This window comes from Caballeronia sp. LjRoot34, from assembly GCF_964253815.1.
Lineage (GTDB): Bacteria > Pseudomonadota > Gammaproteobacteria > Burkholderiales > Burkholderiaceae > Caballeronia.
Genome location: NZ_CAXUSB020000004.1, coordinates 1 through 11,897, shown reverse-complemented (window position 1 = coordinate 11,897; position 11,897 = coordinate 1). Strand labels below are relative to the sequence as shown.

11 protein-coding genes and 1 pseudogene are annotated in these 11,897 nt (G+C 60.3%); 11 read left to right on the top strand and 1 reads right to left on the bottom strand.

Annotated features, from left to right (window positions below):
• The first annotated feature begins 64 nt into the window (after window positions 1–64).
• The 10 genes from ACSQ36_RS40390 (at window position 65) to ACSQ36_RS40345 (ending at window position 10,592) form a co-directional block, all read left to right on the top strand.
• Window positions 65–583, top strand: coding sequence for a (2Fe-2S)-binding protein (locus tag ACSQ36_RS40390; protein ID WP_436186508.1), 519 nt, complete (start codon window positions 65–67; stop codon window positions 581–583).
• A complete protein-coding gene (locus ACSQ36_RS40385) occupies window positions 580–2,997 on the top strand; it encodes a xanthine dehydrogenase family protein molybdopterin-binding subunit (RefSeq protein WP_436186507.1) in 2,418 nt (805 codons plus the stop codon). Before ACSQ36_RS40390 ends, ACSQ36_RS40385 begins: the two co-directional genes overlap by 4 nt.
• 73 nt (window positions 2,998–3,070) lie before the next feature.
• Entirely contained in the window at window positions 3,071–3,733 is a 663-nt protein-coding gene (locus ACSQ36_RS40380) for a hypothetical protein (RefSeq protein WP_436186506.1), read from the top strand.
• Window positions 3,734–3,772: 39 nt separating this feature from the next.
• Window positions 3,773–4,591, top strand: coding sequence for an alpha/beta fold hydrolase (locus ACSQ36_RS40375; protein ID WP_436186505.1), 819 nt, complete (start codon window positions 3,773–3,775; stop codon window positions 4,589–4,591).
• A 53-nt stretch (window positions 4,592–4,644) separates the two neighbouring features.
• Window positions 4,645–5,439, top strand: a complete 795-nt coding sequence (locus ACSQ36_RS40370; RefSeq protein WP_436186504.1) for a maleate cis-trans isomerase family protein — start codon at window positions 4,645–4,647, stop codon at window positions 5,437–5,439.
• A gap of 60 nt (window positions 5,440–5,499) precedes the next feature.
• Window positions 5,500–6,126 carry an isochorismatase family protein gene (locus ACSQ36_RS40365; protein ID WP_436186503.1) on the top strand — a complete coding sequence of 209 codons (627 nt, stop codon included), beginning with the start codon at window positions 5,500–5,502 and terminating at the stop codon, window positions 6,124–6,126.
• Window positions 6,127–6,284: 158 nt separating this feature from the next.
• Window positions 6,285–7,334, top strand: a complete 1,050-nt coding sequence (locus ACSQ36_RS40360) for a 2,5-dihydroxypyridine 5,6-dioxygenase (protein WP_436186502.1) — start codon at window positions 6,285–6,287, stop codon at window positions 7,332–7,334.
• A 269-nt stretch (window positions 7,335–7,603) separates the two neighbouring features.
• The gene (locus ACSQ36_RS40355) at window positions 7,604–8,743 is read left to right on the top strand and encodes a porin (protein ID WP_436186501.1); all 1,140 of its coding nucleotides are present in this window, start codon (window positions 7,604–7,606) and stop codon (window positions 8,741–8,743) included.
• A gap of 533 nt (window positions 8,744–9,276) precedes the next feature.
• Window positions 9,277–9,663, top strand: coding sequence for a hypothetical protein (locus tag ACSQ36_RS40350; RefSeq protein ID WP_436186500.1), 387 nt, complete (start codon window positions 9,277–9,279; stop codon window positions 9,661–9,663).
• Between the two features lie 155 nt (window positions 9,664–9,818).
• Window positions 9,819–10,592: a transposase gene (locus ACSQ36_RS40345; protein ID WP_436186499.1), complete on the top strand. Its 774-nt coding sequence runs from the start codon at window positions 9,819–9,821 to the stop codon at window positions 10,590–10,592.
• A 37-nt stretch (window positions 10,593–10,629) separates the two neighbouring features.
• Here ACSQ36_RS40345 and ACSQ36_RS40340 read toward each other — a convergent pair.
• Window positions 10,630–11,256, bottom strand: a pseudogene (locus ACSQ36_RS40340) (ISNCY family transposase); the annotation flags it as partial.
• A gap of 311 nt (window positions 11,257–11,567) precedes the next feature.
• On the opposite strand from ACSQ36_RS40340, the gene ACSQ36_RS40335 reads away from it, so the two are divergent.
• Window positions 11,568–11,897: helix-turn-helix domain-containing protein (locus ACSQ36_RS40335; protein ID WP_436186498.1), on the top strand; the 330-nt coding region annotated here is incomplete at its 3' end.

Sequence of the window (11,897 nt, the reverse complement as noted above, 5' to 3'; positions counted from 1 at the left end):
TCAGGTTCCATCGTCGGGATCTGTCGGGACGTCTGGCCGAAGGCAGAACAACGAGGGCATTACTTTGAATACGAATGAGATCGAAATCAGCGTGCAGGTAAACGGAGAGGCCATGCGTGTATCGGTGCCGAGCCGCATGCATGCAGCCGACTTCCTGCGTCACCGGCTGGGCCGCACCGGCACGCATGTCGGCTGCGAGCAGGGCAAGTGCGGTATGTGCACCATCCAGGTCGACGGTGAGGCCGTCAAGTCATGCCTGATGCTGGCTGCACAACTGGATGGCGCTGACGTCCGGACAGTCGAGTCCCTCGCGGTGAACGACCAGCTCAACGAACTGCAGCAAGCTTTCAAGCGACACCACGCCCTGCAGTGCGGGTTCTGTACGCCCGGTTTTCTAATGCTTGCGACGAGTCTGGCGGCGCGTGGCGTGATGCTCTCGCGGGACGAGATTCGCAGCGAGATCAGTGGCGTGTTGTGCCGCTGTACCGGCTATGAGGGCATCGTGCTGGCGATCGAAGAATACCTTCGGACGCAAGTGGGAGCTGCCGAATCCTTGCCGGCGTTGAATGAGGCTGCACAATGAACAGCATAGTAGAAAAGCCCGTTGCAGCGGCCCGGCTCAAACAGCAAACGGATGCCGGCGATGAACCCGCCACCGCCTATCGCTTGATCGGCAAGAGCGTCCCGCGCAAGGAGGACGACCGGCTTCTGCGCGGCGACGGACGCTTCACCGATGACGTGCAGCTCGCGCATCAACTGGAGATGGCGGTAGGACGCTGTCCCTTTCCGCACGCCCGGATCAAGTCCATCGACGTGTCCCGGGCGATTGAACTGGATGGTGTGAAGCACGTCTTGACAGGTTCGCAAATCAAGGCGTTGAGCGGTCCGCTCACGGTGCTGCGCCCGGTGCCGGGCGCGCCGCAGCTTCCGTACTATGCGCTCGCACAGGAGGTCGCGACTTACGAGGGCCAGCCGGTCGTGAGCGTAGTGGCGACAAGCCGTGCGATCGCCGAGGACGCGCTCGAACTCATCGATATCGACTACGAGCCGCTTCCCCATGTCAGCGATGCGCTGGAGGCGCTCAAGCCAGAGGCGCCGGTCCTGCATCCGTCCGTCATGGCGTCGAACCTGATGGCGGCCAACGAGAACCGTGCGGGCTACCCGGAAGAGCGGATGGCGACGGCGGCTTTCGTCGTCGAAGGGCGGATGCGCAGCGGCCGCGTGTCCGCACTGCCGATGGAGCCCAGAGGCATTGTCGCCATCTGGCGCCCCGGCGCCCGTGAGCTGACCGTACACGCCTCCACACAGGTACCGCATCTGATGCGCAAGCAGCTTGCTGAGTCTCTGCGCATCGACGAAGGATGCATCCGGGTATCGGCTTCCGACGTGGGCGGTGGCTTCGGCTTGAAACTCGGCGTCTATCCCGAGGACGTACTGGCTTGCCTGCATGCGATGGCGCTCCGGAGGCCGGTGAAATGGATCGAGGATCGGATGGAGCACTTCCGGGCCAGCACGCACGGCAGGGAGTCCATCCATGACTATCGGCTGGCGGCTGGGGCGGATGGACGCTTTGTGGCCGCGACCGACCAGTACACGACGGACATCGGCGGCTGGAATTCGCCTTTCGGCTCGGCACAGCTTTCCAGCGTGGTGTTCACCGGTCCCTACAAAGTCGTCGACGCCGCCGTCGAACGCCGGGTGGCCCTCACCAACAAGACGCCGATAGGTGCTTATCGCGGCTATGGTCAGCCGGAGGTCAACTTTGCGCTGGAGGTGCTGGTCGATCGCATGGCCCGCAAGCTGGGCCGGGATCCGCTGGAGCTGCGCGCGCTCAACATGTTGCGCCCGGAGGATCTTCCATGGAAGACCCCGAGCGGTGCCGTCTACGACAGCGGCGACTACCTGAAGACGCTTCACATGGCCGCAGACGCGGTGGATTACGCCGCGCACCGCGAGTCTTCCCGGATCCCGAGGGACGACGGCCGGCTGGTTGGCATTGGCTTCGCCTCGTTCGTGGAGCGCACCGGATATGCGAGCGCGAGGTTCCTTGCCAACCGCGGGTCACAGTTTGGCGCCCACGAGAGCGTGACGCTGCGCGCCAACCGCTCCGGGACCATCGATCTCTATACCGGCGTCTCCTCCATCGGACAGAGCAGCGAGACGGCGTTCGCCCAACTGTGCGCCGAAGTGCTGGGTGTCGACTACGACGTCATCCGCGTCCATGCCGGCGATACGGCGGCGTCACCGCTCAACACCGGTTCGTTCGCCTCCCGCACGCTGATCGCGGCGGCGGGCGCTTTGCGCGAGGCGGCGCTTCCGTTCCGTGACAAGGTGCTCCGACTGGGCGCTTGGATCCTCGAGATTTCGCTCGACGAAGCGGTCATCGAGGGCACGCTGGTCCGCCATTGTTCCGATCCAGGCAAAAGCGTGCCGCTCGCCAAGGTCTTCACTTATGCCATCTTCGGCCAGGGTATCCCGCCCGAAGAAACTCCCGGGCTGGAGACGACTTCCTTTTTCGAGCCGCCCGATGCTGCGTTCTCCTTCGGTACAGCTGCCGCGGTTGTCGCGGTCGACCCCGAGACGGGGGAGTTCAAGGTGGAGCGCTTCGTCATGGTTCACGACTGCGGTGTAGCGGTAAATCCCCTCGTCGTCGAGGGACAGGTGCGGGGCGCGTTAGTGCAGGGCCTGGGCGCCGCGCTTGGCGAGGAACTGCGTTACGACCGGGAGACCGGGCAGTTGGTCAGCGGCTCGATGCTGGATTACTTCGTGCCCATGGCGGCGGATGTACCGCCCATCGAACTGCTGCATACAGAAGTCCCGTCGTCCGTCACCACCTTCGGCGTGAGAGGCGTCGGCGAGGTCGGGACCATTCCGCCAGGCGCCGCCGTGGCCAACGCGATTTGCAACGCACTGGCGGACTATGGCGTGGAGCTTTCCGAGCTACCCATTACCCCGGAATCGGTGTGGCAAGCGTTGACAGCGGGGCAACAGAAATGATCCTCGGGCACGGCTTGGAGGCCTCTCGCCCCAAGGGCGTGACCGATGCGCGCAACAGATTTAAGAGGAACACATGACACCTTGCATAGAGGGACGCTATGCGGACCCGACCCTAAGCGAACTGGAGCTGGCAGCGACCGTCTGGCTGGATGGTTTCTATCAGTTGGAACATCTGTTCAACACCCGGGCCTGGGTGATCGATCTGTCTTTGGGAGCCGCGTCGCCTGAACTGCGGTTCGCTGCGCTGACTCACGATGCCGAGCGTTTTTTTCCGGGAGGGCCGACCGACACCCCTGAAAACGGATTCGATAATCCCGATTACCTGTTCGCTCACTCGACCCGCTCGGCCAACATCGTCGAGGAATGGCTGCGCCAGCAGCAGCCGGCAGTGGACGATGGCTTCATCAAGCGGGTACGGGCGCTGATTCTGCGTCATGAGATAGGAGGCGGCCCGGAGGCAGACATCCTGCAGGCAGCTGATTCGCTGTCTTTCCTTGAGATATTCGACTGGCTGACCGTCGACTGGGTGCGAAGGGGAGTCTATTCCCGGGAACGCGCCCGGGAAAAATTGCGTTGGAGTCTTGAGCGTATCCGGCCGCCCTTGGCCGTGAAGATGGCGTTGCCGTTGTACGAAAGCGCCGTGAAGACACTTGAATCAGCCAACGAAGTGGACATTGACCTCAAGTGGCGCCGCAAGGTTGCAAGCGACCGGCGGTTCCAGCTGGGAGAGGCATAAGCCGTACCTGAGCCAACCTCAATCTTCATAGGGAAAATTTTGACGACTCAATTTTTATATGGCGCCAACATCCACGCGAACGGCATTCGCCAGCATTACTTGCGCTATGGCGGCCATGGGCCGGCAATGATCCTGGTGCCGGGGATCACCAGCCCGGCGATCACCTGGGGATTCGTCGCCGAGCGGCTCGCCAGGCATTTCGACGTGCATGTGCTGGACGTGCGTGGTCGCGGCCTGTCTGAGACGGGTGACGCGCTGGATTATAGGATCGATACTTGCGCCGACGATATCCTGAGTCTTGCCACCGCGTTGGGATTGAATCGCTATGTCCTCGCTGGCCATTCCATGGGGGCGCGATTTGCTATCCGCGCAGCCGTGCGAGATGCGCGGAGTCTGGCGCGGAATCTGGAAAAACTGGTGCTGATCGATCCGCCGGTGTCTGGCCCCGGACGTCGTCCTTATCCAAGCAAGTTGCCCTGGTATGTCGATTCCATCCGCGACTGCCTGCGCGGCGCGGACATCGAGATCGTGCGCAAATACTGTCCCACCTGGACCGACGAGCAGTTGCGCTTGCGCGCCGAGTGGCTGCACACCTGCAACGAAAAAGCGGTGATCGACACCTTCAACGGTTTCCACGAGGACGACATTCATGGCGATCTGCCGAAGATCGACGTGCCTACCTTGCTGATTGCCGCAGGCAAAGGCGACGTGATTCCCCCAGAGGACGAGCAGGAAATACGGCAACTGATGCCGTCGATCCAGGTTGCGCGCGTGGAGGGCGCCGGTCACATGATCCCCTGGGATGACTATGAGGGATTTTTCGCGGCGTTTGGCACTTTCCTTGGACCCACTCTCTAAAACAACTGACACCTGTGACCCCGCTATGCGGGGCCACGATCACCGAGCCTTCAATGACGACGACCCCATTCCGTATCGGCCAGATCGTGCCGAGTTCGAATACCACTATGGAAACCGAGATTCCAACAATGTTGCGTGCCCGCGAGGGCATCCGGCCCGAGCGTTTCACTTTCCATTCCAGCCGGATGCGCATGCATAAAGTCACTCGCGAAGAACTTGAAGCGATGAACCAGCAAGGGTTGCGCTGTGCCGCTGAATTGGCCGACGCCCGCGTGGATGTCATGAGCACCGCCTGCCTGGTAGCGATCATGGCTATGGGACCCGGCTATCACCGCCAGGTGGAGCGCGAGCTGCAAGACGTGGTGCGTGCGAACGGGTGCGACGCTCGCGTGATGACGTCTGCGGGCGCGCTGATCGAAGGCCTGCAGATCATGGGAGCGAAACGCATCTCCCTTCTGGCGCCGTACATGCGCCCACTCACGGATTTGGTGGTCGAATACATAGAGCACGAAGGCATCGAAGTCGTCGATGCACGCTGCTTTGAGATTGCAGATAACCTTGAAGTCGGTCGCCGCGATCCGCTACAACTCATGGAGGATGTACGCAAGCTCAACACGTCCGGCGTCGATGCGGTGGTCCTCTCAGCCTGCGTGCAGATGCCGTCCTTTCCCGCGATCCAACGGGTCGAGGATCGCCTCGGCACGCCAGTCGTTTCAACAGCAGTCTGCACCGCGCGGCGCATGCTTGATCATCTGGGCCTTGCGCCCGTGGTCCCCAATGCAGGCGCATTGCTCAGCGGTCGCTATCCGCTCTCAACCGCGACCGGAAAAGCGGCGGCGGCCTATTAATCTCCATGCCGGCATGGCTGAATAAATCGATCTTACCGATATGGTTCGGAGAACATAGAGATGTCACAGGACGCAACAAGCAACTACGCAGGGGTGTGGGACACCCGCGTCGGCTTTGGGCAGAAGTCTGCTCTTTTGCTGATTGATCTCATGAAGGGATATACCACCGACGACGCGCCATTGTATGCCCGAGGCGTGGTTACCGCTGTCGCTCACGCCGGAGAGATTCTTGCTGCGGCGCGAGCGGCGCGGATCCCTCTGGTTCACACCAACATCCGCTATAAGCCTGGCAGTTTCATCGATGGCGGAGTCTGGCTCAAGAAGGCGCCGGTGATGAAAGCGATGGTCGAAGGGCACCCGCACGCGGAGTTCTGCGATGAAGTAAAACCTTTGCCCGATGAGCTGGTCGTCAGCAAACAGTACCCCAGCGCTTTCTTCGGTACGACCCTGGCAACCACGCTTATGGCCCAGGGCGTGGATACCGTGGTGCTGGTGGGCTGTTCCACCAGCGGATGCATCCGGGCGACCGCCGTAGACGGAGTTCAGCACGGCTTTCGGGTCATGGTCATACGCGAGGCGGTCGGCGATCGTCACGCAACACCTCATGAGGCGAATCTGTTCGATATCGACAGCAAGTACGGCGATGTCATTTCCAAAGCCGAATTCATCCAGCACCTGGCGCGTTGAACTAACAGTCACAACTGGGTGGGGCAACTCCCTCCAAGGCACCAAACCTCAAAACCGTGGTGGCGCCGGCAATCCGTAATGGCACCTCTCGGATGACTTGAGCACATACCGTGGGGTGTCTCCTTCCGGCGACGCCCTTTCAATAAAGGAGCACCGCAATGCCTGTCAGCAACACGCAACTGACTCAGATGTTCGAGCACGTCCTGAAACTTTCGAGGGTGGATGACACCCAGAGCGTGGCGGTGCTAAAGAGCCACTATTCGAATCCGCGGATCGTGAGCGCGGCAACGGAGGCCGCGCAGCGCTTGGGCGCCAAAGTCTACGGTGTCGAGCTGCCCGCTTTGCATGATCCGCGAGCAGTGGGCAACGATCTCACCGCGATCGTTGGCAATACTCCGCTGACGGGCAATCTGGCTGCCATGCAGGCACTGATGGCGGCGGACCTCGTGGTGGACACCATGATGCTGCTGCATTCCCCCGAGCAGGGCGAAATCCTAGATTCGGGTACGCGCATGCTCCTGGCGGTCGAGCCGCCAGAAATGCTGGCTCGCATGTTGCCGACCGAAGAGGACAAAGTGCGCGTCAACGCTGCAGCGGAACGTCTGAAGGCGGCTTCGACGTTCCGGGTTACCTCCAATGCCGGCACCGACTTTACTGCGCAACTCGGGCAATACCCGGTTGTGACCGAATACGGCTTTGCCGATGAGCCCGGGCGATGGGACCACTGGCCAAGCGGCTTCCTCTTTTCGTGGCCCAATGAAGGATCCGCCGAGGGCACTATTGTGCTGGACGTCGGCGATATCCTGCTGCCGTTCAAGACATATGTGCAGTCACCGGTGACCCTGGAGATCAGGGAAGGCTACATCCGCAAGATCCATGGCGGCTTCGATGCCGAGTACCTTGACACTTACATGTCACGTTTCAACGACCCAGAGGTCTTTGCACTGTCCCATCTTGGCTGGGGCCTGCAACCGCGCGCCGAGTGGACTGCCATCGGGCTGCACGACAAGAACGACGGTATCGGCATGGATGCGCGCGCGTTCGAGGGCAATTTCCTGTTCTCGACCGGTTCCAATACGGAAGTTGGCGGGCCCCGAAATACTCCTTGTCATATGGATATCCCCATGCGTCGATGCACGATCATGCTCGACGAGACTCCGGTCGTGGTCGAGGGCAGGGTTGTCGACCCCGAGAATTCAACTGGCTGACCGCCCTGAAAAGGCCGTCCCTCTGGCACAGCCGCTACGCCACGCCTGGGGCCGGCTCCAGACGTCACTTCATACGCCTGACAACGGCCCTGGGTGATAACAGACAAGCTTCGTGCAGCATGTCGCCAGACCATTTTTATCGAAATACCTGCGTTCAACCATTTACGAAGCATTACTAATCAAATAGTCATGTGTGGCCGCTGCCCGGCCACTTATATCAGTATCAATCCAGCAGTTAATTTAAACGGACCGCTCGCGCGGGTAATAAAATGAAAAAGAAATCGTTATGTCTTGTTCCTGCCATTCTGATGTCGGGCGCGGCGATGGCTCAGAGTAGCGTCACTCTCTTCGGCGTGATCGATCAGGGCATTGACTACACCAATAACGCGGGAACCGGATCGGCATGGAAGATGCAAAGCGGTGACGCATCGAGTAGTCGATGGGGATTGAAAGGAACCGAAGACCTCGGCGGAGGCCTTAACGCCGTCTTTCAGTTAGAGAACGGCTTCGACGGTAGCAGTGGCGCGTTGAGCCAGCCAAACCGGCAATTCGGCCGGCAGGCATTCGTCGGTCTTTCGAGTCAGCAGGCAGGCACTTTGACCTTCGGGCGCCAGTACGACTCGGTAGTTGATTTTGTGGCCCCTCTGACTGCGAACGGAAACTGGGGTGGGTATCTTTTCTCGCATCCACTAGACAACGACAATACCGACGACACGTTTCGGATGAGCAACGCGGTCAAATATCTGAGCAACTCGTATGGTGGATTTACATTCGGAGGTGTCTACGGATTTAGCAATCAGGTTGGGGGGATTTCCAACAACCGCGCATATAGCGTTGGCGCACAATATTCGACGGCTCAGGTGATGGTAGCGGCCGCCTACATGTCTATCGACAACCCCGGCTCGAACGTCGGCGGCGCGTTGCCGAGCGACGACGGGAATTTCGCGGCCTCGCGCGAACGCGTGTGGGGCGCCGGAATCAGCTACACGCCGCTCGAGGTTGTCACCGTCGGTTTCGTGTATTCGCATACCGACTTGAAGAATCCGCTCAGCTCAGTGTACGTGGGCGCATTTGCAACGACTCCCAATTTCATGAAGTTCGACAACTTCGAAGTGAACGCGAAATATCAGTTCACGCCTGCCCTCTTTGCGGGGGCGATGTATACGTACACGCACGCGAAACTCGGTTCGCTCACCGGAGACTCCAGTCCGTCATGGCATCAAGTCGGCGTCATGGCCGACTACAATCTTTCGAAACGTACCGACGTCTACGCACAGGCCGCCTACCAAAAACTCACCGGGAATACGACAAGCACTACACTGGACGCCGCCCTTATCCCGGGAGCTGCGGCCCCCTCTTCGAGCGCTAGCCAGATCGTGGCCCGCGTTGCGCTACGCCACCAATTCTAGTACTGCAACAGTAGATGTAAAGATGCATGAGGTACGCGGCCGCGGCATCGGTAGTGGCGCAGTGTGCGCGCTACGGGTTCCTGCGGCTGAGTGTCGATCTTGATCACGTGCCTGATCGAATGAATGCGGTGCGATAAGGGTGATACAGCAGCCGCAAATCTCGTGCGCAATTAGCGCGGGCAAACCTTCTGGCATAGCGAGATAGTGATCTTCGCGCTATGAGCGGGTTAGCTTATAGCTTGTCTAGCCATGTGAAGAGGCCATTACGCACGATGCGACGGTAAACGAGCGATCTGGAAGGATGTTCGTTCTATCCCCGTCTTCCCGCCCCAGGTTGGCACCCTCCGCGCGCCTTGTTTCTTACTGCTGTGCCGCGGCAGCAAGTGACTCTGTTCGAGAAATCCGCAGAGCGGCTGGCTGCTCCGTCATCGACGAACACCAGAAGCGCAGGCCGTCTTCGATAGATTGAACCGCCTCCGATTTTTCTGGACACGATTTTGGGGTAAAAGGTGTTTCTGGAAACGGAGTTGAACATGCTGAAGAAGTCGAAGATGGCCGAGGTTGTGCCGGGGGCGGTGGAAGGAGCGCGTAGCGCGACTGGAAGCGCCCCCGGCGCGGCCGCCGAAGTGAAACGGTGGTCGGCCAATCGGAAGAAACAAGTCGTCTTGCGCTTATTGCGCGGCGAGCCGGTGGACGCCATTTCGCGCGAGATTTCGGTACCGATATACCGGCTCGAAGAATGGCGCGAGCGTGCCTTGGCCGGTATCGACGCTGGCCTCAAGGAGCGCGAGAACGATCCGCTGGAGGCAAAGCTTGGCGAGGCGACCCGGCGCATTGGCGAACTGGTCATGGAGAACGAACTGCTGCGCAAGGAACGGCAGGCCCGACACCCTTTGGTCAACCGGAGGTCGTCGAAATGAGCCGAACGATCTCCTCTGGCATCGGCAAGCCCTATGGGCTGGAGCGAGTCTGTCGAGTGCTCGGATTCCCGCGTTCGACGATCTATGCCGCTCGTGCGCGCGAGTCGAGCAATGTAGTGCCACTCGTGGCACAGCGGCGCGGCCCGAAGCCAAAGATGCCCGACGCCGACCTTCTGAATGCCATTCGGGCTGATCTGGCGGCCTCGCCGTTTATCGGCGAGGGGCACCGCAAGGTATGGGCGCGCTTGCGTATCCTGCGCGACATCCGCGTCTCGCGCACCCGTGTGCTGCGTCTGATGAGGGAGAACGCTTTGTTGTCGCCGCATCGTCGGCCCCAGGGTAAGTCGTCTCTGCACGACGGCATGATCACGACGAGCCGCCCGAACGAAATGTGGGGCACCGACGGCGTGCGCATCGAGACCGTGGATGACGGCTGGGTCTGGGTGTTCTCGGCGATTGATCATTGCGACGCCTGCTGCGTTGGCATCCATGCGGTCAAGACGGGCAACCGGTTCGCCGCCTTGCAGCCGATCGCACAGGCACTGCTGGGTGAATTCGGCGGCACGGGTGCCGAGGTTGGTCGGGGCCTGACGCTGCGCATGGATCACGGTTCGCAATACACGGCCGATGACTTCCTCAACCAGCTCAGGTTCTGGGGCGTCACGCCGAGCTTCGCCTTCGTCGCCGAACCGCAAACGAATGGCGTCGCTGAGCGCTTCAACCGGACGCTGAAGGAACAAGCCATTCACGGTCGCGTCTTCAGGAACCTGGAGGAAGTCCGGGCTGCGGTCATCGAGTTTAAGGATCGTTACAACCGTCATTGGTGTCGAGGCTTTTTTGAAATGTCGGGGTTTGGGCTAATTAGAAATGTCTGGTCTCAGGGGTTGGTGGGGTCTGTCTTTCACGGGTTTCAACTCATGCAGTGTTGAAGGACTGCTTATGAACGGGCACGGCGTGTCAGTGCGTTCAGTGCGCCCTTGCAGACCGACGGCCTGGTTTTGATGCAGGCTTTGGCTGTTTTGTGTGTTGCGTGGCGAGCTCCAGGATCGTTTCATTCAGATCGGCCTGCGTGAATGCGCGCGGCTTCTTCGTGCCGGGCAGGGCTGCAGGCTTGCGTACCGGCTCGCCGCGATTCGTGCGTGACGGCGAGCCCGATACACGACGGTTATCGCGTTGGGCTTGCATCGCCTGCGCGACCTGCAGTGCATGCCCCAGCCGCTTGTGCTCAACCACGGCCCCCTGGTCGATTTCCGCGAGCTTGTCGTATCGCAGATAGGGCAGCGCGACGCCGTCGGCACGCAGTTCGATGCGACCGTCCGGATACTCCCACACGTCGATGTAGTGGCCGATCAGTTTCCGGCTGGCCTCGGTTTCTTCCAGAAGATAGATCATGAGGTCATTCAGCACGGTCAACGAGTCCGACACCTTACGCATCACTCGCCACGTCAGGATCGTGTCCAGATCCTCATCGTCACGCAGCGGCCGGTGCGCGTCGAACGTGCTCCTCGGCGGCTTCGCAAAACGCGCGTTGTACGTCGCCTTGAAGGCGGGCGCGTATGCATTCGCCGCTTCCATGGTCTGGATGCCGTGCAGCGTCTCGAAAAACTGGGCTTTATGTCACCCCATGAAGCCCGTCAGGCAGCCACCATGAAAGAGGCCGCCTGAGTTGCAAACCCGTGTCCAGACAATCCGAGCCGGTACACGTCTTCGATAGATGAGCGGCAACACGATACATTGGCTAACTTTTATTCACTGGTATTCCTACGTAAGTTGACATAATTAACATTATCAATTTCAGTGGTGTAGGCCCCAAATAGTAATGTCGTACTTGAGCCAAGTAGAAATGTCGCACCGAAGGCTCGATCAGGCCCATGCTGGGGCTCCGCCGTCGCTGGGAGTCGATCATGGACCGCACTGGGATGATCACCATGAGCATGCGTGAGCTTGAGCGACTGAAGGCGATCCAAATGGTCGCCGATGGACTGCTGATGCCTTGGCGTGCCGCTGAGCGATTGGGCATCAGCCGGCGTCAGGTGGAACGGCTGACGAACCGATATCGAAGCGAAGGCGCCGCGGGTTTGATTTCACGCAAGCGCGAGCGCTGCAGCAATCACCAATTGCCCGCCGGACTGGCAGATCATGCCTTGGCGATCATTCGCGAGCGCTATGCCGATTTTGGGCCGACGTTCGCGTGCGAGAAGCTCAGAGAATCTCACGGGCTGACGCTCGCGGCC